General features: G+C 72.9%; 23 protein-coding genes. 16 read left to right on the forward strand and 7 right to left on the reverse strand.

Going from position 1 to position 22941, the window contains the following annotated elements:
• Nucleotides 1–70: 70 nt before the first annotated feature.
• The 5 genes from A6Q81_RS15470 to A6Q81_RS15490 all read left to right on the forward strand — a co-directional run bounded on the left by A6Q81_RS15470 (nt 71) and on the right by A6Q81_RS15490 (nt 4723).
• Nucleotides 71–691 (forward strand): hypothetical protein, encoded by a 621-nt coding sequence (locus A6Q81_RS15470; RefSeq protein WP_144433745.1) that lies wholly within the window; start codon nt 71–73, stop codon nt 689–691.
• Between the two features lie 290 nt (nt 692–981).
• Complete coding sequence (locus A6Q81_RS15475; protein ID WP_286691013.1) at nt 982–2664, forward strand: nitrite/sulfite reductase; 1683 nt, start codon at nt 982–984, stop codon at nt 2662–2664.
• Nucleotides 2661–2840, forward strand: coding sequence for a hypothetical protein (locus A6Q81_RS15480; RefSeq protein WP_253025321.1), 180 nt, complete (start codon nt 2661–2663; stop codon nt 2838–2840). The genes A6Q81_RS15475 and A6Q81_RS15480 overlap by 4 nt, the downstream gene beginning before the upstream one ends.
• Nucleotides 2837–3595, forward strand: coding sequence for a sirohydrochlorin chelatase (locus tag A6Q81_RS15485; protein WP_067858023.1), 759 nt, complete (start codon nt 2837–2839; stop codon nt 3593–3595). Before A6Q81_RS15480 ends, A6Q81_RS15485 begins: the two co-directional genes overlap by 4 nt.
• A 90-nt stretch (nt 3596–3685) precedes the next feature.
• Nucleotides 3686–4723, forward strand: a complete 1038-nt coding sequence (locus tag A6Q81_RS15490) for an AbrB family transcriptional regulator (protein WP_286691014.1) — start codon at nt 3686–3688, stop codon at nt 4721–4723.
• Nucleotides 4724–4725: 2 nt separating this feature from the next.
• Here the strand turns inward: A6Q81_RS15490 and A6Q81_RS15495 are convergent, their stop codons facing one another.
• Nucleotides 4726–5559, reverse strand: a complete 834-nt coding sequence (locus tag A6Q81_RS15495) for a PPK2 family polyphosphate kinase (RefSeq protein WP_067858029.1) — start codon at nt 5557–5559, stop codon at nt 4726–4728.
• 27 nt (nt 5560–5586) lie between these two features.
• On the opposite strand from A6Q81_RS15495, the gene A6Q81_RS15500 reads away from it, so the two are divergent.
• The gene (locus A6Q81_RS15500) at nt 5587–6246 is read left to right on the forward strand and encodes a dihydrofolate reductase family protein (RefSeq protein WP_286691015.1); all 660 of its coding nucleotides are present in this window, start codon (nt 5587–5589) and stop codon (nt 6244–6246) included.
• Here A6Q81_RS15500 and A6Q81_RS15505 read toward each other — a convergent pair.
• Entirely contained in the window at nt 6218–7087 is an 870-nt protein-coding gene (locus A6Q81_RS15505; RefSeq protein ID WP_286691016.1) for an SGNH/GDSL hydrolase family protein, read from the reverse strand. The two genes, A6Q81_RS15500 and A6Q81_RS15505, sit on opposite strands and share 29 nt — an antisense overlap.
• Nucleotides 7088–7151: 64 nt before the next feature.
• Here A6Q81_RS15505 and msrB point away from each other — a divergent pair, with 64 nt between their 5' ends.
• Entirely contained in the window at nt 7152–7574 is a 423-nt protein-coding gene (gene msrB / locus A6Q81_RS15510; RefSeq protein ID WP_067858035.1) for a peptide-methionine (R)-S-oxide reductase MsrB, read from the forward strand.
• Between the two features lie 291 nt (nt 7575–7865).
• Here msrB and hemQ read toward each other — a convergent pair whose 3' ends face one another.
• The 3 genes from hemQ to hemE are packed head-to-tail and all read right to left on the reverse strand — an operon-like array spanning nt 7866 to nt 10964.
• Nucleotides 7866–8570 carry a hydrogen peroxide-dependent heme synthase gene (gene hemQ, locus A6Q81_RS15515; RefSeq protein WP_067858038.1) on the reverse strand — a complete coding sequence of 235 codons (705 nt, stop codon included), beginning with the start codon at nt 8568–8570 and terminating at the stop codon, nt 7866–7868.
• Between the two features lie 22 nt (nt 8571–8592).
• Nucleotides 8593–9915, reverse strand: coding sequence for a protoporphyrinogen oxidase (gene hemG, locus A6Q81_RS15520; protein ID WP_286691017.1), 1323 nt, complete (start codon nt 9913–9915; stop codon nt 8593–8595).
• Entirely contained in the window at nt 9915–10964 is a 1050-nt protein-coding gene (hemE, locus tag A6Q81_RS15525) for a uroporphyrinogen decarboxylase (protein WP_067858044.1), read from the reverse strand. Before hemE ends, hemG begins: the two co-directional genes overlap by 1 nt.
• A gap of 78 nt (nt 10965–11042) precedes the next feature.
• Between hemE and A6Q81_RS15530 the strand changes: the two genes are divergently transcribed.
• From A6Q81_RS15530 to A6Q81_RS15545, 4 genes are all read left to right on the forward strand, one after another.
• Nucleotides 11043–11621: a DUF3000 domain-containing protein gene (locus A6Q81_RS15530; protein ID WP_067858047.1), complete on the forward strand. Its 579-nt coding sequence runs from the start codon at nt 11043–11045 to the stop codon at nt 11619–11621.
• A 5-nt stretch (nt 11622–11626) separates the two neighbouring features.
• Nucleotides 11627–12853: a ribonuclease D gene (locus A6Q81_RS15535; RefSeq protein WP_317695659.1), complete on the forward strand. Its 1227-nt coding sequence runs from the start codon at nt 11627–11629 to the stop codon at nt 12851–12853.
• A 70-nt stretch (nt 12854–12923) separates the two neighbouring features.
• Nucleotides 12924–13757 (forward strand): iron uptake transporter permease EfeU, encoded by an 834-nt coding sequence (efeU, locus tag A6Q81_RS15540; RefSeq protein ID WP_067858050.1) that lies wholly within the window; start codon nt 12924–12926, stop codon nt 13755–13757.
• Between the two features lie 70 nt (nt 13758–13827).
• Nucleotides 13828–14418, forward strand: coding sequence for a hypothetical protein (locus A6Q81_RS15545; protein WP_067858053.1), 591 nt, complete (start codon nt 13828–13830; stop codon nt 14416–14418).
• Between the two features lie 221 nt (nt 14419–14639).
• Here A6Q81_RS15545 and A6Q81_RS15550 read toward each other — a convergent pair whose 3' ends face one another.
• Nucleotides 14640–15617, reverse strand: a complete 978-nt coding sequence (locus A6Q81_RS15550) for an aldo/keto reductase (RefSeq protein ID WP_286691019.1) — start codon at nt 15615–15617, stop codon at nt 14640–14642.
• 54 nt (nt 15618–15671) lie between these two features.
• On the opposite strand from A6Q81_RS15550, the gene A6Q81_RS15555 reads away from it, so the two are divergent.
• The 4 genes from A6Q81_RS15555 (at nt 15672) to A6Q81_RS15570 (ending at nt 20976) form a co-directional block, all read left to right on the forward strand.
• Nucleotides 15672–15998: a hypothetical protein gene (locus tag A6Q81_RS15555; protein ID WP_286691020.1), complete on the forward strand. Its 327-nt coding sequence runs from the start codon at nt 15672–15674 to the stop codon at nt 15996–15998.
• A gap of 44 nt (nt 15999–16042) precedes the next feature.
• Nucleotides 16043–18334, forward strand: a complete 2292-nt coding sequence (gene secD, locus A6Q81_RS15560) for a protein translocase subunit SecD (protein WP_286691021.1) — start codon at nt 16043–16045, stop codon at nt 18332–18334.
• Between the two features lie 99 nt (nt 18335–18433).
• On the forward strand, nt 18434–19810 hold the full coding sequence (locus A6Q81_RS15565) for a cystathionine beta-synthase (RefSeq protein WP_253025340.1): 1377 nt from the start codon (nt 18434–18436) through the stop codon (nt 19808–19810).
• The gene (locus A6Q81_RS15570; RefSeq protein WP_286691022.1) at nt 19807–20976 is read left to right on the forward strand and encodes a cystathionine gamma-synthase; all 1170 of its coding nucleotides are present in this window, start codon (nt 19807–19809) and stop codon (nt 20974–20976) included. Before A6Q81_RS15565 ends, A6Q81_RS15570 begins: the two co-directional genes overlap by 4 nt.
• Before the next feature lie 51 nt (nt 20977–21027).
• Here the strand turns inward: A6Q81_RS15570 and A6Q81_RS15575 are convergent, their stop codons facing one another.
• Nucleotides 21028–22509: a DNA recombination protein RmuC gene (locus tag A6Q81_RS15575; protein WP_286691023.1), complete on the reverse strand. Its 1482-nt coding sequence runs from the start codon at nt 22507–22509 to the stop codon at nt 21028–21030.
• 125 nt (nt 22510–22634) lie between these two features.
• Between A6Q81_RS15575 and A6Q81_RS15580 the strand changes: the two genes are divergently transcribed.
• The coding region (locus A6Q81_RS15580; protein WP_502692828.1) for a hypothetical protein at nt 22635–22941 on the forward strand (307 nt) is incomplete at its 3' end.

Below are 22941 nucleotides of genomic sequence, written 5' to 3' on the forward strand. Positions count from 1 at the left end.
TCGCCCTCGACGCGGGGGCAGGCACGAGGTGCCTCGCGACCTCGGTGCGTCGCGTGACGGGGACGGCCCGGTGAAGCCGCTCGCGCTGGCCGCGGTGGCCTCGGCCCTGACGACGGCGGTCGCGGCATGGGCGTTGCGGGCCACCGACGCGACGACGGCCGTGGCCGCCGTGGCTGCCGTCGCGGTGGCGACGGCATGGCTCGCGCGCTTCCACGACGGGCCGACCGGCTCGGGAGTCGCCCTCGCCGGTCCCGTGCAGCTGACGGCACTCGCCCTGGTCGGACGCGCGTCCGCTGCGGGCGCCCTGCCCGTGGTCGCCGCCCAGGTCGTGGGTGCGGTCGCGGCCGGGGCGGCCGTCACCGCCCTCGACCTGCCCGGCGGGAGGTTGGTCTGGGACGATCCGACGCTGCTGGCCGGGGGCGTCCTCGCGGCCGTCGTCGGCCTGCTCACGGGGTGGGCGACGCTCGCCGGCGACCCCGCAAGCCCCGCCTGGCAGGTGGTCGGTCCCGTCTCCGCCGGGGGCCTGCTCGGCGTCGGCCTGGCCGCCGCGGCCCAGCCCGCCGCCGTCCTGGGACTGGCGACCGCCGGCGTCGTGGCGTGGCCGCTGGCGCTGGTCGTGGCCGTCGGAGCCCTACTGGGCGGCCTGCTGGGCACCTTCGTCGTCTCGTGGGTGTCGCCGCACGCCGAGTGACCCCGGTCACGCCACCGTCTGCGGTCGCACCGGTTTCGACGCGTCTATCCCACGATGTGGACGCATGGACCACATAGTGAGATCCGCAGTTGTGGGGCGTCCACGGGCTGGCAACACTGTCCGCATGCTGATCGCGCACCCGCTCTGGCTCGTGGGACGTCTCCACGTCGACCTCGGTCGTGCGCGCACCATGGCGTGTCGCTGACCCACCGCGCCCGCACCCACCTGCCGCGACGCGCGACGCCCGTCCGTCCCCGACCGGCCGTCGCGCGTCCTCCCCGAGGACTCCCATGACGTCGAGCACCACCACGCCCCCCTCCCGTCCGGCCCGCCGCCGTCGCGGCGAGGGCCAGTGGGCGTTGGGCTACCGCGAGCCGCTCAACGCGAACGAGCAGTCCAAGAAGGACGACAACCCGCTGAACGTCCGCGCCCGCATCGAGAACATCTACGCGCACCGCGGCTTCGACAGCATCGACCCCGGCGACCTGCGTGGACGCTTCCGCTGGTGGGGGCTGTACACGCAGCGCAAGGCCGGGATCGACGGCGGCAAGACCGCGACGCTCGAGCCGGAGGAGCTCGACGACCGCTACTTCATGCTCCGCGTGCGGATCGACGGCGGACAGCTGAACCTCGCGCAGCTGCGCACCATCGCCGACATCTCCGTGGAGTTCGCGCGCGACAGCGCCGACCTCACCGACCGCCAGAACGTCCAGTACCACTGGATCGACGTGCGCGACATGCCCACGATCTGGGAGCGGCTCGAGGGTGTCGGCCTGTCGACGCAGGAGGCCTGCGGCGACTGCCCGCGCGTCATCCTCGGCTCGCCCGTCGCGGGCATCAGCGCCGACGAGATCATCGACGCCCGCCCGGCCATCGAGGCCGTCGAGAGCCGCTACATCGGCGACCGCGCCTTCTCGAACCTGCCGCGCAAGTTCAAGTCGGCGATCAGCGGACACCCTGGGCACGACGTCGTCCCGCAGATCAACGACATCGCCTTCATCGGCGCCGAGCACCCCGAGCACGGACCCGGCTTCGACCTGTGGGTCGGCGGCGGGCTGTCCACCAACCCGATGCTCGCCCAGCGGGTCGGCGTCTGGGTGCCGATCGACGAGGTGCCGGAGGTGTGGGAGGGCGTCGTCAGCATCTTCCGCGACTACGGCTACCGCCGGCTCCGCTCCCGCGCCCGCCTCAAGTTCCTCGTGGCCGACTGGGGCATCGAGAAGTTCCGCGAGGTGCTGGAGACCGAGTACCTCGAGCGCACCCTCGTCGAACTCGACGCCCCCGAGGTGCCGGCCACGCCCGTCGACCACGTGGGCGTGCACCGCCAGAAGGACGGCCGCTACTACGTGGGCGTCGCCGCGACGGTCGGTCGCATCTCCGGCACGCTGCTGAACCGGGTGGCCGACGTCGTCGAGGCGCACGGCTCCGACCGCGTCGCCACCACGCCCATGCAGAAGCTCGTCGTGCTCGACGTCGAGGAGGACCGCGTCGAGTCGCTCGTCGAGGCGCTGGCCGAGCTGGGCCTGCACGCGCGGCCGTCGCAGTGGCGTCGCAACACGATGGCCTGCACCGGCATCGAGTACTGCAAGCTCGCCATCGTCGAGACGAAGGCCCGCGCGGCCGACCTCATCGGTGAGCTGGAGAAGCGCGTTCCCGAGCTCGACGCCCCGATCACGGTCAACGTGAACGGCTGCCCGAACTCCTGCGCCCGCATCCAGACGGCCGACATCGGCCTCAAGGGCCAGCTCGTGCTCGACGAGAACGGCGACCAGGTGGAGGGCTTCCAGGTGCACCTCGGCGGTGCCCTCGGGCTGGAGGCCGGCTTCGGCCGCAAGCTCCGCGCCCACAAGGTGACCGGCGAGCAGCTGCCCGACTACGTCGAGAAGCTGTCGCGCACGTTCCTGGAGCAGCGCGACGCCGACGAGTCGTTCGCGCACTGGGTCGCCCGCGCCGACGAGGAGGTCCTGCGATGAGGGCGACGCCGTTCCACTGTCCGTACTGCGCCGACGAGGACCTGCGTCCGCACGGCGAGACCCACGGCGAGTGGGAGTGCCGCAGCTGTCTGCGCGCCTTCCGGCTCGGCTTCATCGGACTCCTCTCCCCCACCCACACCAGCACCACCGACCCCTCTGGAAGGAGGACAGCATGACTGCACCAGCGTTGATCGCCCTGGCGCACGGCAGCCGCGACCCGCGGTCCGCCGAGACCATCACTGCCCTGACGGAGCGCGTGGCGTGCATGCGTCCCGACCTCCGGGTGGCCACCGCGTTCCTCGACCACTCTGAGCCCGACCTCGACGCCGTCGTCGACCGTCTGGTCGCCGAGGGTCACAGCGAGATCGTCCTCGTCCCCCTGCTGCTCACCGAGGCCTACCACGCCAAGGTCGACGTGCCGGAGGCCGCGAAGGCGGCCCGCTCCCGTCACGAGGGGCTGCAGATCGAGGTGACCGACGTCCTCGGCATCGAGAACGCGTTCTTCCACGTGCTCGACCGTCGGCTGCGCGAGGTGCTGCGCGAGAACCGGGTGCGCGAGCTCGACGCCCTGGTGCTCGCGGGTGCCGGCTCGTCCGACGCGGTCGCGAACGCCACCATCGCCCGGGCCGCCCGCGCCTGGGGCGCGCACCACAAGCTGCCGACGATCGCTGCGTTCGCGTCGAGCGCGCCGCCCGCCGCGGGCGAGGCCGTGCGGGCGCACCGCGCCGACGGTCGCCGCAACATCGCGGTCGGTCAGCTGATGCTCGCACCGGGCTTCCTGCCCGACCGGGTGAAGGAGCTGGCGTACGAGGCCGGCGCCGTCGCCGTCGCCGAGCCACTGGGCGTCTCGGACGAGGTGGCCGAGGTCATCCTGGCCCGCTACGCGGTCGGGGCCGTCGAGCTGGTCTCGCTGGACGCGCTCTTCGCCTGAGCACCCCCCGGCACTGGTACGACACCGCACGACCCACCGCCGGACCCTCCGGCGCACCGGGCCCGCACCCCGGGGACTAGCGTTCCCCGGGTGCGGGCCTGGTTGCGTCTCGGGATCCTCGTCGTCGTCGCGTCGACGGCGCTCGAGCTCGCCCAGGTGCCGTCGGCACTCCTCTTCGGCGGACTGCTCGGCGCCCTCGTGTACGCACTGCTCGCCCCGGGCCGGCTCGCGCCCCGACCGCTGGACGCACCCCGCTGGGTCTCTCTCACGGGCCAGGGCGTCGTCGGCACGATCGTCGGTGCCTCGGTCGACTGGGGGACGTTCACGTCGCTCGGCTGGTCGTGGCCCGTGGTCGTGGCGGTCTCGGCCTCGACGATCGTCGTGAGCGTCCTGGCGGGGCAGCTGCTGCGTCTGCACCGCGGTGTGACCCCCGTGACGGCTGCCTTCGCCTCGATCGCAGGCGGCGCGTCGGGCATGACGGCCCTCTCCCGCGACCTCGGCGCCGACGACCGGGTCGTCACCGTGCTGCAGTACCTGCGCGTCCTCGTGGTGCTGTTCAGCCTGCCGCTCGTGGTCGGGCTCGTCTTCCACGAGCGCGGTGGTGCAGCCTCCGGCGGGTTCGTCCTCGGCAGCGGCCGCGACCTGCTCTACTGCGCCCTCGCCGTCGGCTCGGGGCTGCTGCTGGGGCGCGTCGCGCACCTCCCGTCGCCGGCCATCCTCGGCCCGGTGGTCACCGCGGCGGCGCTGCACGCCGTGCCGGGGTTCACCGACGCGGTCGTGCCGACGTGGGTGGAGGGCCTCGGGTACCTCGCGATCGGCGTCCAGGTCGGGCTGCGGTTCACGCTGGAGAGCCTGCGGTCGATCGCGCGGATGCTCCCGACCGCTGCCGTCTCCATCGCGCTCACCATGGTCACCTGCGCGGGACTGGGCCTCGCCCTCGCGGCGGCGACCGGGACGAGCCGGCTCGACGCGTACCTGGCGACGACGCCCGGCGGCCTCTACGCCGTGCTCGCGACGTCGACCTCCACCGGCGGCAACGTCACCTTCGTGACGGCCGTCCAGCTGCTCCGGCTGCTGCTGGTGCTGCTGCTGGCTCCGGCCCTCGCCCGGCTGCTGCGCCGGGGCTGACGTCAGCTCGACGCAGCGAGCCGGGCGCGCTGCTCGTCGACGTCGTAGTCGGCCTCGGGCCAGGTCAGGTCCAGCGCGCGCAGGTGCTCCAGGAGCAGCCGGCCGACCGCCCAGTTGCGGTACCACTTGCGTCCGCTGGGCACGACGTGCCACGGGGCGACGTCGGTCGACGTCCGCTGGAGCACCAGGTCGTACGCGTCCTGGTAGTCGTCCCACAGCTCGCGCTCGTCGATGTCGCCCGGGTTGAACTTCCAGTGCTTCGTCGGGTCGTCGAGCCGGGCGAGGAGTCGAGCGGCCTGGTCGTCGGGACTGATGTGCAGCAGGCACTTGAGGACCGTGCCGCCGGACTCGACGTACCGGCGCTCGAAGGCGTTGATCGCGTCGTAGCGTCGCTCGACCTCGTCGACGTCGGCCAGCCGGCGCACGCGCCCGATGAGCACGTCCTCGTAGTGGGAGCGGTCGAATACGCCGAGCTCGCCGGCCGACGGCAACCGTCGCTCGACCCGCCACAGGAAGTCGTGGGCGAGCTCCTCGGGCGTCGGCTTCTTGAAGGAGGCGATGCGGACCCCGAGCGGGCTGACCAGACCGACGACCTTCTCGATCGTGCCGCCCTTGCCCGAGGTGTCCATGCCCTGCAGCACGACCAGGACGGAGCGCGGGTCGCCCGTCGTGCCGTGCGCGTGCAGACGCTCCTGCAGGTCGGCCAGCTCGGTGCCGAGCTCGGCGAGCGCGGCCTTGCCGGCCGCCTTGTCGCCGTCGAAGCCGGGGGTCGAGCGGGAGTCGACCTCGGCGAGGCTGCTGACGGCGGACAGCGTGCTGCTCAGGCTCTGCGACATGGCGCCACCGTACCTAGGGTGGGCGTCATGGCCACGCCGACGATCGACCGTGCACTGTACGAGTACCCCGACCTCGAGGAGGGCCGCGCCTGGGTGCGGGTCAACTTCGTCAGCAGCGTCGACGGCTCGGCGGAGGGGGCCGACGGGCGGTCGGGGTCGCTCGGCACCGACGCCGACCAGGCCGTGTTCGGGCTCCTGCGCGAGCTGTGCGACGTCGTGCTCGTGTCGGCCGGCACCGCCCGGTCGGAGGACTACGGACCGATCGACGACGGCGTGCTCGCGCTCGTCAGCCGCAGCCTCGACGTGCCCGACCGGTTGAAGGTCCCGGGCGTGCTCGTCATCGCGCCAGGAGCCGCCGACGGGGAGCAGGTGGTGGCGCTCGAGGGCGCGGGCGTGGAGGTGCTGCTCACCGGTGAGGACGAGGTCGACTGGCCGCAGGCCCTTGCCGAGCTCGGCCGTCGCGGCCTGCAGCGGGTGCTGTGCGAGGGCGGCCCGTCGTTGTTCGCCGGACTCACGGCGCTCGACCTGGTCGACGAGCTGTGCCTGACCGTCTCCCCCGTCCTCGTGGCCGGCGACGGTCAGCGCATCTCGACCGGCGGGGAGCCGGCGGAGGTGCCGCTGCGGCTGGCGCACGCCGTCGACGTCGACGGCACGCTGCTCACGCGCTGGGTGCGGCAGGGACGCTGACCCGCTCGCCTGGCACGACCGTGAGGTCGGGGGCGAGGTGGCCGAACGGCACTTCGTCGTGCTCCCCCAGCGCCGCGAGCACCGACGGCAGCATCGCCTGCGCCGTCCGCTTGTAGCCGAGCGAGCTGGGGTGGAAGCGGTCGAGGCTGAACATCTCGTCGGGGTTCGTGATGAAGAACGGCCCGACGACGTCGGCGAGCGAGACGACGTAGGCACCGTGGCGCAGGGCCGCCTCCTGCTGGGCGGCCGCGAGCTGGCGCGAGGCCCGCGACCCGAGGGCGCGCAGGGGCTGCGGCACGGGGGTGAGCGCTCCGAGGTCGGGGCACGTGCCGACGACCACCGCGGTGCCACGACCTCGCAGCGCCGAGACGCAGGCCTCGAGGTGGCGCACCGACTCGACCACCGGCACCCGGTGCGTCACGTCGTTGCCGCCCACGACGACGACCGCGACGTCGGGCGTGTAGTCGGGCGGGAGCGACGCGAGCTGCTCGGCCAGCCGGCTGCTCTCGGACCCCACCACGGCGGCGGTGCGCAGGCGCACGGCGCGCTCGGTGCGCTTGGACACCTGCCGGGCGAGCCGCGCACCGAGCGTGCCCCGCGGTCCGTCGGCACCCAGCCCCGCGGCGATCGAGTCGCCCAGCATGAGCAGGTCGATGGTGCCGCCGTGCCGCTCCTTGTAGACGCGGTCGGCAAGGGGTGCGTCCTCGCCGAGCGGCTTGCCGATCGCCGCGCGCGCGAGCGCGGCCTGGTGCTGCAGCACCGCCCGCGCCCCCCACGCCGCGGCCGCCCCCGCCGTCGCGGTCACCAGCAGACCCGTCGCCACCGTCCTCGTCACTCCCACGAGGACGTTCCTCCCACACCCGTGTGAACAGGTGGTCTCTTGCACCTGAACGTAGGCTGGAGACATGAGCGACCAGGCGGGCAAGACCAGCTACGACGTCGAGAAGTCCAACGAGGAGTGGCGCGCCGAGCTGAGCGCCGCCGAGTACCACGTGCTCCGCGAGGCCGGCACCGAGCGGCCGTTCAGCTCCCCCTTCGAGACGGACCCGACGGAGGCCGTGTACGCCTGCCGCGCGTGCGGCTCCGAGCTGTTCCGCAGCGACACCAAGTTCGACGCGCACTGCGGCTGGCCTGCCTTCTACGCCCCGCTCGCGGAGGACCGCGTCGAGTACATCGAGGACCGCTCGATGGGCATGCGTCGCGTCGAGGTCCGCTGCGCCACCTGCGGCTCCCACCTCGGCCACGTGTTCGAGGGCGAGGGCTTCCCCACCCCCACCGACCAGCGGTTCTGCATCAACGGCATCAGCCTGACCCAGGTCCCGGTCTGATCCCTCGGCAGTCGACGGAAGATTCCCAGGTGGACCTGGGAATCTGCAGCGCGCACGGCTTGCTTCCCGTGCGTGGCTGAGATTTCCGTGCCTCGCTGGAGCTTCCGAGGTCGACCTCGGAATCGCTGCTACGCGCGGTGCACTTCCCGTGCCTTGCTGAGCTTCCCGTGCCCTGCGGGGAGACATCCCAGGTCGACCCGGAAATCTCAGCCACGCACGGCTTGCTCTCCGTGCGTGGCTGAGATTTCCGTGCCTCGCTGAAGATTCCCAGGTCGACCTGGGAATCCCCGATCAGGGCCAGAGCGCGGTGAGGTCGGCCGGGTCGTGGCGGCGGCCGGTGTAGAACGGGATCTCCTCGCGCACGTGGCGGCGGGCGGTGCTGGCGCGCAGGTCGCGCATGAGGTCGACGATGCGGTGCAGCTCGTCGGCCTCGAACGCCAGGATCCACTCGTAGTCGCCGAGCGCGAACGACGCGACCGTGTTGGCGCGGACGTCGGGGTAGGGGCGGGCCTGCATGCCGTGCTCCTTGAGCATCGCGCGACGCTCCTCGTCGGGCAGCAGGTACCACTCGTAGGAGCGGACGAACGGGTACACGCAGACCCAGTCGCGCACGGTCTCGTCGGCCATGAACGCGGGCACGTGCGACTTGTTGAACTCCGCAGGACGGTGCAGGGCGGTCTGCGACCACACGGGCGCCATCCGCGAGCCCAGCGCGGTCCGCCGGAACGCGTTGTAGGCGGCCTGCAGCGCGTCGGCCGACGACGCGTGCCACCAGACCATGAGGTCGGCGTCGGCGCGCATGCCGCTGACGTCGTAGAAGCCGCGGACCACGACGTCCTCGTCGGCCAGACGCTTCACCAGGTCGTCGACCTCGGCGGCCTCCGCGGCACGGTCGGCGTCACCGAGCACCCGCTCGAGCTTGAAGACCGACCACATCGTGTAGCGGATGGTCTCGTTGATCTCCTTGGCCAGCTTTCCCTGGTTCGGCACGCTCATGGGTCCATTCTCCCCCCGCGGCTCAGCGTGCGAGGAGGCGGGCCGCGGCGGCGCGGGCCGACGCGACGACCGCCGGGATGCCCACCCCGTGGTAGGCGGCACCGCACACCTCGAGACCGTCGACGAGTGCGACCGCCGCCTCGACGGTCGCCACGCGGCCGAGGTGGCCTACGTCGTACTGGGGCAGGCCGCCGCCCCAGCGCTGCACGTGCGACGCCAGCACCGGCGGCAGCCCGCCGTACGCGGACGTCAGGTCGGCGAGCGCCAGCGCGGCCACGTCGGCGTCGTCGCGGTGGAGCACGGCGGTGTCGCCGGCCCTGCCGATCGAGGCGCGCACGACCGTGCGGTCACCCGCCCGCTCCCCCAGCCAGGCCCACTTCTGCGAGGAGATCGTCGAGCCCTTCACCACCGTGCCGTCGACCGGCGGCACGAGGAATCCCGAGCCCTCCACGTCGATCGGCCCGTCGAGCACGAACGTCACCAGCGCCATCGAGGCGTAGTCGACGGCGGCCAGCGCGAAGGCCGCCGGCGGCGCGACCTCGGCGAGCAGGCGCGCGGTGGCCGGCGCCGGTGTCGCGACGACGACCGCGTCGACCTCGTACGTCTCGATCGCCGACACCGGGCCCGCGGAGACCGTCCAGACACCGCCGTCGACCCGCACGGCCCGCACGGTCGACCGGAGCCGCACGTCGAGGTCACCGTGCTCGACGACACGCTGCGGGAGCGTGCCCACCCCGCCGACGACGCCCGCGAACACCGGCGTGGCGAGGGTGCGCGTCGTGGCCCGGGTGGCAGCGGCCCCCGCGAGAGGATCGGCGCCGAGCGCCAGCACCTGCGGCGCGGCGGCGCGCAGCGACAGGCGGTCCGCGTGACCGGCGTACACGCCGCCGAGCAGCGGCTCGACGAGCCGGTCGACCACCTCGCGACCGACCCGCGGCGCGAGGAACGCCGCCACCGACACGTCGTCGTCGGGCACCGGCTCGGCGTGCGGCACCGGACGCTCGGCGAGGATCCCCGACGCCTCGAGGGCGTCGAGGTCGGCAGGCACGCCCATGACCGTCGGCGGCAGCGGACGCAGCGCACCCCGCGTCCAGATCGCGGCCGACGTCGTCGCCGGGTGGGTCAGCTCGGCCCCGACCCGGGCGGCGAGGTCGACGGCCTCGGGTCGACGCGCCAGCATCGACTCCGCGCCGACGTCGACGCGCAGGTCGCCGACGTCGTCGACGCGCAGCTTGCCGCCCACCTGGTCGGCACCCTCGAGCACGACGACGTCGCACCCGGCCTCACGCAGGTCGAGGGCGGCGACCAGCCCGCCGATGCCGGCCCCGACGACGGCGACGCGCATCAGACGCGCTCGTAGCCGTGCACGAAGTCGACGAGACCCTTCACCGCGTCGGGGTCGGTCTGCGGCAGCACGCCGTGGCCGAGGTTGAAGACGTGCCCCCGGGCACCGCGACCGCGCTCGATCGCGGCGGCCGCCTTCGTGTGCAGCACGTCGGCCGGCGCGAACAGCAGCGTCGGGTCGAGGTTGCCCTGCACGGAGCGGTGCGGTCCGACCTTCTCGATGGCGCGATCCAGCGGCACGCGCCAGTCGACGCCGACCACGTCGGCGCCGACGTCGCCCATCTGGTCGAGCAGCTCGCCGGTGCCGACGCCGAAGTGGATGCGCGGCACGCCGAGGTCGGCGACCGACTCGAGCACGCGTCGGGAGTGGGGCGCCACGTAGGTCTCGTAGTCCGACGGCGACAGCGCGCCGGCCCACGAGTCGAACAGCTGCACCGCGGAGGCGCCGGCCTCGACCTGCACGCGCAGGAAGTCGGCCGCCAGGTGCGAGAGCCGCTCGAGCAGGTCGTTCCACAGGCCGGTCTGGGAGTACATCAGCTGCTTCGTGATCCGGTGGTCGCGCGAGGGCCCGCCCTCCACGAGGTACGACGCGAGCGTGAACGGCGCGCCGGCGAAGCCGATGAGCGGCGTGCCGCCCAGCTCTCCCACGAGCGCCCGCGCCGCCGCGGCGATGCTCTCCACGTCGTCGGGCTCGAGCCGGCGCAGCTGGTCGAGCTGTCCGCGCCGACGGATCGGGTCGGCGATCACCGGTCCCGTGCCGGGCACGATGTCGAGGTCCACCCCGATCGCCTTGAGCGGGACGACGATGTCGGAGAAGAAGATGGCGGCGTCGACGCCGTAGCGACGCACCGGCTGCATCGTGATCTCGACGACGAGGTCGGTCGTGAAGCACGAGTCGAGCATCGCGACGCCCTCGCGCACCTTCAGGTACTCCGGCAGGTGGCGACCCGCCTGACGCATGAACCAGACAGGGGTGCGGCTCGTGGGCTCGCCACGGCACGCGCGCAGGAAGTCGCTCTCGGCGAGCCGGGCGGAGGGGGAGGTGGTCACCGAGGGATTCTCTCAGGGGTGGGATCACCGTCTGCGTGTCGGGACCCGGTCGGCGCCCGGAGTGCCTACCATCGGCCTGTGGGCGCCCGCAGCGAGTTCGATCACACCCCTCCAGCGTTCGCCGCTGCCCTGGAGCAGCTGCTGGCCGCACCGGTGCGTCCCGAGGTGGTCGTCGACGAGATCCCCGCGCCCCAGCGGATCGCGCCGTTCGCGCACGCCCTGAGCGGCGACCTCGAGGTCGGCGGCGACGACGTGGCCACCGGTCGCTTCATCCTGCTGCACGACCCCGCCGGCAACGACGCGTGGGACGGCACGTTCCGCTGCGTCACGTTCGCGCGGGCCGAGGTCGAGCGCGAGATGGCCGAGGACCCCGCCCTGGCGACCGTCGGGTGGAGCTGGCTGGTCGACGCGCTCGAGGCGCAGGGCGGCACGCACACCGCCGCCAGCGGCAGCGTCACGGTCGTGAGCACCGAGACCTTCGGCGAGATGGCCGGCGACACCGGCTCGGCCCAGGTCGAGATCCGCGCGTCCTGGACACCCACCTCCGAGGCCGGAGCGCACGTCGCCGCCTGGACCGAGCTGCTCTGCACGCTCGCCGGTCTGCCTCCGCTCGCACCGGGCGTCGTCCCGCTGCAGCGTCGCCGAGGTCGCCGTTGACCTCCGTGCCCGAGGAGACGGGGAGCCCGGAGGAGCAGGCTCCTCCTCTTCCACGTCTGCAGCTGCGTGACCCCCTGCCCCCCGTCATCGACACGGTCGACGACTACGTGGCCTACTGCGCGCGTCTCGCGCTCGGCCACGGTCCGGTGGCCCTCGACGCCGAGCGGGCGTCGGGCTACCGCTACTCCCAGCGGGCCTACCTCGTGCAGGTGCGCCGCGACGGCAGCGGCACCGGCCTGGTCGACCCCATCGCCTTCGACGACCTCGTCGACCTCGACGAGGCGATCGGCGACGCGGAGTGGATCCTGCACGCGGCCACGCAGGACCTGCCGTGCCTCGCCGAGGTCGGGCTGCACCCGACCGCCCTGTTCGACACCGAGCTCGCCGGCCGGCTGCTCAACCTCCCGCGCGTGGGCCTGGCCTCCCTCGTGGAGCACTACCTCGGGCTGAGCCTGGCCAAGGAGCACTCGGCCGCCGACTGGTCGACGCGACCGCTGCCGGAGCCCTGGCTCGAGTACGCCGCGCTCGACGTCGAGGTGCTCATCGAGCTGCGCAACCTCATCGAGGCCGACCTCGAGCGCGCCGGCAAGCGCGAGTGGGCCGCGCAGGACTTCGAGGCCCTGCTGTCGTTCACGGGGGCGCCGCCGAAGGAGGAGCGCTGGCGGCGCACGTCGGGGATCCACCGGGCCCGTGGCCGACGTACCCTCGGGCTGGTGCGCGCCCTCTGGGAGGCGCGCGACCGGATCGCCGAGCAACGCGACACGACGCCCGGGCGGATCCTGCCCGACGCCTCCATCCTCGAGATCGCCCGCGAGGCTCCCCGCGACGCCTCGACGCTGCGCAACCTGCCCGTCATGCGCTCGCGCGGACCGCGCCGCTTCCTGCAGCAGTGGCTCGACGCGGTCGAGGAGGGCCTCGCCCTCCCCGACGACGCCCTGCCGCTCTCCACGCAGCACCGCGAGGGGCCGCCCCCGCCGCGCGCGTGGGCCGACAAGCACCCCGAGGCCGCGGCGCGGCTGACATCGGCCCGCGAGGCGGTCACGCGCATCGCCGAGCAGCACGACCTGCCGCCGGAGAACCTCATCTCCCCCGGCCTCGTCCGCGGTCTGGCCTGGGACCCGCCGACCGTCGTCGACGTCGTCCACGTCGGCGACGCGCTCGCCGAGGGCGGGGCCCGTCCGTGGCAGGTCGAGCTCGTCGCCGCCGACCTCGTCGACGCCCTGACGCCCTGATCGGTCACGCACCCTCAGTCGTGCGCGGGATCACCCACTGAGGCAAGGCGAACCTGAGTAGCATGTCGGTGTGCTCGCCAACTTCCTGATCGGTCTGCGCGAGGGGCTGGAGGCCAGCCTCGTCGTCAGCATCCTGCTGGCCTACCTCGTGCGCACGGACCGCCGCCGCGACGTCCGCTACATCTGGATCGGCGTGGGCGGAGCGCTGGCCCTCGTCGTGCTCGTGTTCACGGCCGTGACGCTCGCCTTCGAGCAGCTCCCCTTCGTGTGGCAGGAGGCCGTCGGCGGGACGCTCTCGATCCTCGCCGCCGCCCTGGTCACGTGGATGATCTTCTGGATGCGCCGTACCGCCCGCGGGCTCAAGCGCGAGCTCGAAGGCGAGCTCGCGACGGCGGTCGAGCTCGGACCCGTCGCCATCGCCACGGTCGCGTTCCTGACCGTCGGGCGCGAGGGCCTGGAGACCGCCGCGATCATCTGGGCCACGATCTCCGGCAGCTACACCGCCTCGCCGTTCGTCGGCGCGACCACAGGCATCCTCGTCGCGGTGCTCCTGGGCTACCTCATCTACCGCGGGGCCCTGCGCATCAACCTCTCGACCTTCTTCCAGGTGACGGGTGCCCTGCTCATCGTGGTCGCCGCCGGCGTGCTCGCCTACGGCGTCCACGACCTGCAGGAGGCCGGCATCCTGCCCGGCATCACGAACCTCGCGTTCGACGTCTCCGGTGTCATCGCACCCGACAGCTGGTACGGCACGCTCCTCAAGGGCACCGTGAACTTCCAGCCCGACCCGACCTGGCTGCAGACGATCGCCTGGGTGGCCTACGTGGTGCCGGTGCTGTGGCTCTACCTGCGCCCCCAGGCGAGCGCGGCGCCCACCGCCCCGCGACCCGACGCGCACGTCTGACGCACGCGATCTGGGTGCCGGACGACCGGGCCCCGGATACGGTGGGGCCCATGCCCGGACGGTCCGCAGGATGAGCGACTTCCATCGCCCGTCCCTGCCCGGGCAGGGACTCTTCGAGGCGCTCGCGCACGACACCGACCCGGCCGAGGTGGCCGCCGCCGGCCACCGGATCGCGCACCTGCTCGTGCGGGGACCGATCGACCGCGACGACCGCGACCTCGTCGACCGCGTGCTGCACCTGTCCGACGCCGAGGGCCTCGGCGTGATCGCCGAGCTGTGGTCGCACGCCCCGCCCGACACGCTGTCGGGCGCGCTGTGGCGGCTCTACCTGCTGCGCGAGTGGGTCCACCGCCAGCCCCGCCAGGCCGCCGCCGAGTTCGCCGCCGGGCGCGGCTTCGCGCCCGTGCACGAGATGCTCGCCGGCGTCGTCGAGCCGCCTGGCGCCGACGAGGTGGTCGACCTCGTCGACACGGTCGTGCGCGGCATCGTCGTCACCGACCTCGACGTCGTCCTCGACCGCGCGGCGGCGTTCGCGCACATCGTCGGCGTCGGCCGCGGACAGCTCGACGACGCCGACGCGCACAGCGGCGCGCGCCTGCTCGACATGGCGCTGCACCTGCGTCGGGCGGCGGCGCTCGAGCGGTCCGGCTCGCTGCACTGAGGCGCCCGCGGCGCCTCGTCCGGTCGTCGCTCGCGGCCCGCTCGAGCCGGCGTCGCAGGTCTCACGCCCACAGCGCTTGTGCGCGCCCAGGGGCCCGTTAGGCTGGTGGTCGCGCCGGGCCGCGGTAAGCCCCGGGTCCCAAAAATAGCCGCTACGAGCGGCCACGCGCCGTGAGGCGCTTCCCGGCCCGGCGCCCCATCTCCCGCACGGCCGCCGCGGGCTCAGGCCGGGGCGAAGGTCGTGTAGGACTGCGTCGGCCGGCCGATCGACGCGAGCTCCGCCAGGTCGTCCTCGGTCGGCTGCCAGGAGGCGGCGTCGGCGTTCGCCGCCACCTGCTCCGGGCGCGAGACGCCCGCGATGACGCTGCTGACGGCCGGCTGCGCGGCCAGACCACCCATGGCCAGCTCCAGCAGCGAGATGCCCCGCGCGTCGGCGAAGGACTGGAGCGCGTCGATGCGCTCCCAGTCGGCCGTCGCCAGCCGCTCGGACTGCGTCGCGAGCCGGGTCCCCTCGGGCGCGTCCTCCCCGCGCCGGTACTTGCCGGTCAGCAGACCGTAGGCGAGCGGGAAGTACGGCAGGATCCCGACGTCGAGGTGCTCGCAGGCCGGCGTCAGCTCGACCTCCGCGGTCCGGTTGTACAGCGAGTACTCGTTCTGCGCCGTGGCGAACCGGGTGAGTCCGGCGGTCCGAGCGCGCCAGTCGGCGTCGACCAGCTGCCAGGACTGGAAGTTCGAGCAGCCGACGGCGCGCACCGTGCCGGCCTGCACGAGGGTGTCGAGCGCCTCGAGCGTCTCGTCGAGCGGGGTGGCGGGGTCGGGCGTGTGCAGCTGGTAGAGGTCGACGTGGTCGGTGCCCAGACGTCGCAGGCTGGCCTCGACCGCGGTCCGGACGTAGGCGGCGCTCCCGCGTCGACCACCGTCGTCGCCGTTGCGGCCCTGCATGTCCATGCCGAACTTCGTGGCGACGACCACCTCGTCGCGCCGCGACCCGAGCGCCGCGCCGAGCAGCTCCTCGCTCGCGCCGAAGCCGTAGACGTCGGCGGTGTCGAAGAAGGTGACGCCCCGCTCGAGGGCGGCGTCGACCACGGCCTGCACCTGCGGGGCGTCGATGCGCGTGCCGAAGGCGTTGCAGCCGATGCCGACGACGGGCACCTGGATGCCGGAGTGGCCGAGGGGACGGTGGAGGAGGTCGTGGCTCATGCCCCCGAGCCTAGGCCGACGGTCCCGTCGCGCGCGTCGCCTAGACTGCACCCCATGCCCGGACCCCGCCGCACGCTGGCTGCCGCCCTGAGCGCGGCCGTCGTCGGGCTGTTCCTCGTGGCCGGGATCGGCGTCACCCACGCGGGGGCGCACCAGCGGGCCACGACGACGCACACCTCGGCTGCGTCGAGCCACCAGGCGGCGCACGTGAAGGCATCGGGCCAGCACGTCGACCAGCACCACCTCGACCTCTGGGCGCTGCCGCCCGAGAGCGCGCCCGTCGCCCCGGTCCTCGCCCGCGACACGGTCGTCGACGCAGGGGTCGCCGTGGTGGAGTCCGAGGCACCCGCCGCCGCGGGACGCGGACCGCCGACGGCCTGACGCACCTTCGTCAGCCGTCCCGTCGTCCATCCCGAAAGTCATCCATGCACCAGCGCGCCCCTCTGTGGCGTGCGATCGCGGCGTTCGCCGTGCTCGCCGCTTCCCTCGCCTTCGCCTACTTCAAGCCCGCCAACCTCGGCCTCGACCTCGAGGGTGGCACGCAGATCGTCCTCGAGACCCAGGACACCGACCGCGTCAAGGCCGACGCCGAGTCGACCTCCCGGGCCCTGGAGGTCATCCGCGGCCGTGTCGACGCCCTGGGCGTCGCCGAGCCGACCCTCGCCCAGTCCGGCGACCGCCGGATCATCGTCGAGCTCCCCGGCGTGACCGACCCGCGGGAGGCGGCCGAGGTCATCGGCCAGACCGCCCAGCTCTCCTTCCACGAGGTCCTGCGCCCCGCGCAGGAGGGCCAGGAGCCCGAGGACGGCCAGGTCGTCGCGAACGACGAGCAGGGCCAGCCGCTGCTCCTCGGCCCGACGCTCGTCGACGGCGAGGGGGTCTCCGACGCCGAGGCCGCCACGCCGCAGCAGGGCGTGGGCCAGTGGGTCGTGAACGTCAACTTCGCCGGCGAGGGCCGCACCGGCTGGCGCGACCTCGTCGCGGCCGCCTGCGCCAACACCGAGGGCGGCAACCGGGTCGCCATCCTGCTCGACGAGGACATCATCTCCTCCCCCGCCGTCCAGCCCGACTTGTGCCGCTCCGGCGGCGGCAACAGCACCAGCATCACCGGCAACTTCACCCAGGCCCAGGCCGACGACCTCGCCGTCCTCATCAAGGGCGGCGCGCTCCCGGTGCCCGTCGAGGTCATCGAGCAGCGCACGGTCGGCGCGACGCTGGGCGACGCGGCGATCGACGCGTCCATCGAGGCCGGCATCATCGGCATCATCCTGACCGGCCTGTTCATCGTGCTCGTGTACCGCGTGGTCGGGCTCATGGCGACGTTCGCGCTGGCCACCTACGCCGCGATCTCCTACGGCCTGCTCGTCTGGCTCGGCGCGACCCTCACGCTGCCCGGCCTGGCGGGCTTCGTGCTCGCCATCGGCCTGGCCATCGACGCCAACGTGCTGGTGTTCGAGCGAGCCCGCGAGGAGTACGAGAAGAACGGCAACCTGCACACCTCGCTCACGACCGGCTTCAACAAGGCGTGGTCGGCCATCCTCGACTCCAACGTCACCACGGTGCTGGCCGCCGCGCTGCTGTTCTTCCTGGCGTCCGGTCCGGTCAAGGGCTTCGGCGTCACCCTGACGATCGGCACCATCGCGTCGATGTTCTCGGCGCTGGTCGTCGCACGCGTGCTCACCGAGTTCGCGGTGAAGCGGTCGTTCCTGAAGAAGCGGCCCGGTCTCACCGGCGTGGCCTCGACGGGCCCGGTCCGCAAGTGGCTCAACGAGCGCGGCCCGAACCTAATGCGCCGCAGCGGGCTCTGGATCGGCCTCACCCTGGTCGTCGCTGGCGTGTCGATCAGCGGCATCCTGCTGCGCGGCCTGAACCTCGGCGTCGAGTTCACGGGCGGGCGCATCCTCGAGTTCTCCACCGCCCAGGCCGTCGACGTGCAGGAGGTGCGCGAGGCGGTGTCCGACGCCGGCTTCCCGCGCGCCGTCGTGCAGGAGTCGTCCGGCGACGGTCAGAGCGAGAACGTCAGCGTCCGCCTCGACGACATCACCAACGACGAGGCCGTCGAGGTCGAGGAGGCCGTCGAGTCGGTCGCGGGCCAGGCCACGAAGGAGCGCGACGAGCTGATCGGTCCGAGCCTCGGCAAGGAGCTGCGCGACAAGGCGCTCATCGCGTTCGCGATCGCCATCGCCGCGCAGATGGTCTACCTCGCCTGGAGGTTCCGCTGGACCTACGCGGTGTCGGCCCAGCTGTCGATGTCGTCGGTCGTGCTCACCGTGGTCGGCATCTTCGCGTGGTGGGGCAAGCCGATCGACGGCGTGTTCCTGGCCGCGGTGCTGTCGATCATCGGCCTCGCCGTCAACGACACGATCGTCGTGTTCGACCGCATCCGCGAGCACACGGGCGAGAACCGCGGCCGACGGCTGCGCGACGTGGTGAACGAGGCGATCCTGCAGACGATCCCGCGCACGGTGAACACCGGCCTCGGTGCCATGTTCATCCTCGCGGCGCTCGCGTTCCTCGGCGGCGACTCGCTGACCGACTTCGCGATCGCCCTCCTGCTCGGGCTCTCGATCGGCATCCTGTCGACGATCTTCACGGCGTCCGCCCTCGCCGTGAAGCTCGAGGAGCGCTGGCCGCACGACCCGGACAAGAAGCCCAAGGTCGTCGACAAGTACGCCCAGATCGACGACGGACGGAACACCGACGGCGCCGTCGTCTGACGGTTCGCCCCCGAGGGCGTCGTCGGCCCCTCCCCCGCACGGGAGGGCCGGCGACGCCTCGGCGGTTCCACGCTCGACCCGGGTGGCAGGATGAACGTCATGCGTATCGCGAACCACGTGGTCGACCTCGTGGGCGGCACCCCGCTCGTGAAGTTGTCCAGCGTCGTCCCGGCAGGATCTGCCCTGGTGGCGGCCAAGATCGAGTACCTCAACCCCGGCGGCAGCTCCAAGGACCGGATCGCCGTCAAGATGGTCGACGAGGCCGAGGCGTCCGGCGCGCTCAAGCCCGGCGGCGTCATCGTCGAGCCCACCTCCGGCAACACCGGGGTCGGGCTCGCGCTGGTGGCCCAGCAGCGCGGCTACTCCTGCATCTTCGTCTGCCCCGACAAGGTCAGCGAGGACAAGCGGAACACCCTGCGTGCCTATGGCGCCGAGGTCGTGGTCTGCCCGACCGCCGTGCCGCCGGAGCACCCCGACAGCTACTACAACGTCTCCGACCGCCTCGTCCGCGAGACCCCGAACGCCTGGAAGCCCGACCAGTACTCCAACCCCGCCGGGCCGGCCTCGCACTACGAGACCACGGGTCCGGAGATCTGGGCCGACACCGACGGCACCGTCACGCACTTCGTGGCCGGCGTCGGCACCGGTGGCACCATCACCGGCACCGGCCGCTACCTCAAGGAGGTCTCCGGCGGTCGGGTCAAGATCATCGGCGCCGACCCCGAGGGCTCGGTCTACTCCGGCGGCACGGGCCGCCCGTACCTGGTGGAGGGTGTCGGCGAGGACTTCTGGCCGAGCGCCTACGACCCCGAGATCGCCGACGAGATCATCGCCGTCTCCGACGCCGACGCGTTCGAGATGACCCGCCGCCTCGCCCGCGAGGAGGGGCTGCTGGTCGGAGGCTCCTGCGGCATGGCCGTCGTCGCGGCGCTCGAGGTGGCCGAGCGCGAGGGCCCCGACGCCGTCGTCGTGGTGCTGCTGCCCGACGGCGGACGTGGCTACCTCTCGAAGATCTTCAACGACGACTGGATGTCGTCCTACGGCTTCCTCCGCGAGCCGCTGGACGGCCACACCGACCGGCCGAGCGTCGGCGCGGTGCTGCGCCGCAAGTCCGGCGACCTGCCCGCGCTCGTGCACACCCACCCGTCGGAGACCATCCGCGACGCGATCGAGATCCTCCGCGAGTACAACGTCTCCCAGATGCCGGTCGTCGGGGCCGAGCCGCCCGTCGTCATCGGCGAGGTCGCCGGCAGCGTCAGCGAGCGCACGCTCATCAGCGCCGTCTTCGAGGGCCGGGCGTCCCTCACCGACCCGGTCTCCAAGCACATGGAGCCGCCGCTGCCGCTGCTGGGCGCGCACGAGGACCTCGACACCGCCCTGGCGACGCTCAAGGACAGCGACGCCGTCATGGTGATCGAGGACGGCAAGCCGCTGGGCGTCCTGACCCGGCACGACCTCCTGGGGGTGCACGTATGAGCGATCAGAGCGACGACCGCAAGGACGAGGCGCTGGGCTTCGCGACCCGCGCGATCCACGCCGGCTTCGAGCCCGACCCGCAGACCGGCGCGGTGAACGTGCCGATCTACGCGTCCTCGACCTTCGCCCAGGACGGCGTGGGTGGCATGCGCGGCGGCTACGAGTACGCCCGCACCGGCAACCCGACCCGCGCGGCGCTCGAGGCGAACCTGGCGGCGCTGGAGAACGGGGAGCACGGTCGCGCGTTCTCCTCGGGCATGGCGGCCACCGACGCCGCCCTGCGCACCCTGCTGCGGCCCGGTGACCACCTCGTCATCCCCGACGACGCCTACGGCGGCACCTTCCGGCTGATCGACAAGGTGTTCACCCACTGGGGCATCTCCTACACGCCGGTCGCCGTCAACGACGTCGACGCCGTCCGCGCCGCGATCCGGCCCGAGACGAAGGTCGTGTGGGTCGAGACCCCGACGAACCCGCTGCTCAACGTCGCCGACGTCGAGCAGGTGGCCGAGGTCGCGCACGCCGCGGGCGCGCGGTTCGTCGTCGACAACACCTTCGCCTCGCCCTACCTGCAGCAGCCGCTCGCCCTCGGCGCCGACGTGGTCCTGCACTCCACGACGAAGTACCTCGGCGGCCACTCCGACGTGGTGGGCGGCGCGCTCGTCACCGACGACGCCGAGCTCGACACCGGGTTCGCGTTCCTGCAGAACGGCGCCGGCGGCGTGCCGGGTCCGTTCGACGCCTACCTGACGTTCCGCGGGGCGAAGACGCTCGCGGTCCGGATGGAGCAGCACTGCACGAACGCGGAGGCGGTCGTCGACCTCCTCGTCGGCCACCCGGCCGTCGCGTCGGTGCTCTACCCCGGCCTGCCCGACCACCCCGGGCACGAGGTCGCCGCCCGGCAGATGCGTCGCTTCGGCGGCATGGTCTCGCTGCGGCTGGCGGGAGGGCGCCAGGCGGCGCTCGACCTCTGCGCGCGGACCCGCATCTTCACGCTCGCGGAGAGCCTCGGCGGCATCGAGTCGCTCATCGAGCACCCGGGGGCCATGACGCACGCGTCGACCGCGGGCTCGGTGCTCGAGGTGCCGGACGACCTGGTGCGGCTCAGCGTGGGCATCGAGGACACGGCCGACCTGCTGGCCGACCTGGAGCAGGCGCTCGGCTGACCCGCCGCCCGTGGCTCGCCCCGCCAGGGACGCCACGGACAGGTGGGCCGCTCAGCCCGCCTGCTCCTGCGCGTCGTCGACGGTCTCGCCGTCGACGAGGAGCGGGTCGATCTCGGGTCGCTCGAGGTCCTCGAACAGCGCGAACTCCTGCGACGGGGACGGCTGCGTCAGCTCGCTCGCGGTGAGGCTCCGCGGGTCGACGTCGAGCTCTTGCACGTCGCCCAGCAGGGCCGTGTCGTCGACGCGGTCGAGCTTGCGTGCCGTGACGAGCACGCCGCGCTCGAGCGAGCCGACGAAGGTGTTGTAGTCCTTGACCGACCGTTCGAGCGAGCGGCCGAGCTTGGACACGTGCGAGGACAGGGTGCCGAGCCGCTTGTACAGCTCACGTCCGAGGTCGACGAGCTCCTGCGCGTTCTCGGCGAGGTCCTCCTGGCGCCAGGTGAACGCCACGGTCTTGAGCACCGCCCACAGGTTGACCGGCGTCGCCAGCACGATGCCCCGCGCGAACGCGTGCTCCATGAGCGACGGGTCGGCGTCGAGCGCAGCGTTGAGGATCGCGTCGTTCGGGATGAACGCCACCGTGAACTCCGGGCTGGTGGGCAGACCGGTCCAGTACTCCTTCTGGGCCAGCGCGTCGACGTGCGCCCGCACGGCCTTCGCGTGCTGCACGAACATCCGCTTGCGCTCGGCGTCGTCGAGGTCGGGGCGGTTCGCGTCGATGAAGACCGCGTAGGGCACCTTCGCGTCGACCGCCATCTGCTTGCGTCCCGGCAGCTTGATGACCATGTCGGGACGTCGGGCGCCGGAGTCGGCGGTGATCGACTCCTGGGTGGAGAAGTCGATGCGGTTGAGCAGCCCGGCCGACTCCACGAGCGACGTCAGCTGGGTCTCGCCGTAGGCCCCGCGGACCGTGTTGTTGCGCAGGGCGCCGGAGAGCGTCTCTGCAGCCTGCTGGGAGCGCGCCGCCGACTCCTGCGTGGCGCGGATCTGCTCGGCGAGGTGGCCGTGCTGCCGGGCACGCTTCTCCTCGATCTCCTCGACCTTGCGCTGCATCTGCTGGAGCTGGGTGGCCACCGGCGCGAGCTTCTGCAGCACGCGGCTCTCGCTCTGCTCCTTGGCCTGGCGCTCCTTGGCCTCGCGGTCGTGCTGCGCCACGAGCTCGCGCGTCTGACGCCGGGCGACCTCGACCTGCTCGCGCAGGGCGTCCGCCTCGGCCCGCGTGGCCGCGAGCCGGGCCTCGACGTCGGCCTTGGCCGCGGCGAGAGCGCTCTCGACGCGGCTGCGCTCCGCCGCCAGCGCCTGCTCGACCTGCGCCCGCTCCGCCGCCGCCGCGTGCCGCGCGTCGGCGAGCTCCGCGCGGGCCGTGTGCCGCACCTCGGCCAGCTCCGCGGCGTGTCGGGCCTGGACCACCGCGGGGTCCTCGGCGCCCGCCGCCCCGTCGACCTGACGCAGGCGGGCGACCAGCAGGCCGACCACCACGCCGAGCGCGACACCGACGAGCAGACCGAGCAGGAGGGTGAGGGTGGGAGCCATGGGTCCGAGTCTGGCAAGAGTGACCGACAGAACCGTGCAGGCGTGCCGGACCCCTGTCGATGCGTGACGTGGAACGCGTTCCGCGCGGCTCGAACGGCTGGCGTGGCCCCCCTACGCTGGAATCCATGCCTGACTCCACCGACACCCGCGAACGTTCCTCGGTCCTGGGCGGCCTGTCGTGGTTCCAGGTGCTGGCCGGTGCCCTCGCCGCGATGACGTCGGCGTGGATCGCCTCCGCGCTCGGCGTGGCCGGCACCATCGTCGGGGCCGCGCTGGGCAGCCTGGTCGTCACCATCACGTCCTCGCTCTACGCCAGCACGCTCGACAAGGGACGCACGCTCATCGTGCAGACCGACGGCGGCCAGGTCGTCGAGACCGAGGCCGAGCCCGGTCATACCGCCGAGGCCCTGGCCGCGGTCCGCCGTGCCACGC

Origin of the sequence: Aeromicrobium sp. REDSEA-S38_B2 (assembly GCF_001628525.1) — a bacterium.
Lineage (GTDB): Bacteria > Actinomycetota > Actinomycetes > Propionibacteriales > Nocardioidaceae > Aeromicrobium > Aeromicrobium erythreum.

What these genes read in the sequence shown, in the direction of transcription:
- A6Q81_RS15475 (WP_286691013.1), top strand. Translation starts at nt 982, where the DNA reads ATGACGTCGAGCACCACCACGCCCCCCTCCCGTCCGGCCCGCCGCCGT.
- A6Q81_RS15480 (WP_253025321.1), top strand. Translation starts at nt 2,661, where the DNA reads ATGAGGGCGACGCCGTTCCACTGTCCGTACTGCGCCGACGAGGACCTG.
- A6Q81_RS15485 (WP_067858023.1), top strand. Translation starts at nt 2,837, where the DNA reads ATGACTGCACCAGCGTTGATCGCCCTGGCGCACGGCAGCCGCGACCCG.
- A6Q81_RS15495 (WP_067858029.1), bottom strand. Translation starts at nt 5,559, where the DNA reads ATGTCGCAGAGCCTGAGCAGCACGCTGTCCGCCGTCAGCAGCCTCGCC.
- A6Q81_RS15500 (WP_286691015.1), top strand. Translation starts at nt 5,587, where the DNA reads ATGGCCACGCCGACGATCGACCGTGCACTGTACGAGTACCCCGACCTC.
- msrB (WP_067858035.1), top strand. Translation starts at nt 7,152, where the DNA reads ATGAGCGACCAGGCGGGCAAGACCAGCTACGACGTCGAGAAGTCCAAC.
- hemQ (WP_067858038.1), bottom strand. Translation starts at nt 8,570, where the DNA reads ATGAGCGTGCCGAACCAGGGAAAGCTGGCCAAGGAGATCAACGAGACC.
- hemG (WP_286691017.1), bottom strand. Translation starts at nt 9,915, where the DNA reads ATGCGCGTCGCCGTCGTCGGGGCCGGCATCGGCGGGCTGGTCGCCGCC.
- A6Q81_RS15545 (WP_067858053.1), top strand. Translation starts at nt 13,828, where the DNA reads ATGAGCGACTTCCATCGCCCGTCCCTGCCCGGGCAGGGACTCTTCGAG.
- A6Q81_RS15550 (WP_286691019.1), bottom strand. Translation starts at nt 15,617, where the DNA reads ATGAGCCACGACCTCCTCCACCGTCCCCTCGGCCACTCCGGCATCCAG.
- A6Q81_RS15555 (WP_286691020.1), top strand. Translation starts at nt 15,672, where the DNA reads ATGCCCGGACCCCGCCGCACGCTGGCTGCCGCCCTGAGCGCGGCCGTC.
- secD (WP_286691021.1), top strand. Translation starts at nt 16,043, where the DNA reads ATGCACCAGCGCGCCCCTCTGTGGCGTGCGATCGCGGCGTTCGCCGTG.
- A6Q81_RS15565 (WP_253025340.1), top strand. Translation starts at nt 18,434, where the DNA reads ATGCGTATCGCGAACCACGTGGTCGACCTCGTGGGCGGCACCCCGCTC.
- A6Q81_RS15570 (WP_286691022.1), top strand. Translation starts at nt 19,807, where the DNA reads ATGAGCGATCAGAGCGACGACCGCAAGGACGAGGCGCTGGGCTTCGCG.
- A6Q81_RS15575 (WP_286691023.1), bottom strand. Translation starts at nt 22,509, where the DNA reads ATGGCTCCCACCCTCACCCTCCTGCTCGGTCTGCTCGTCGGTGTCGCG.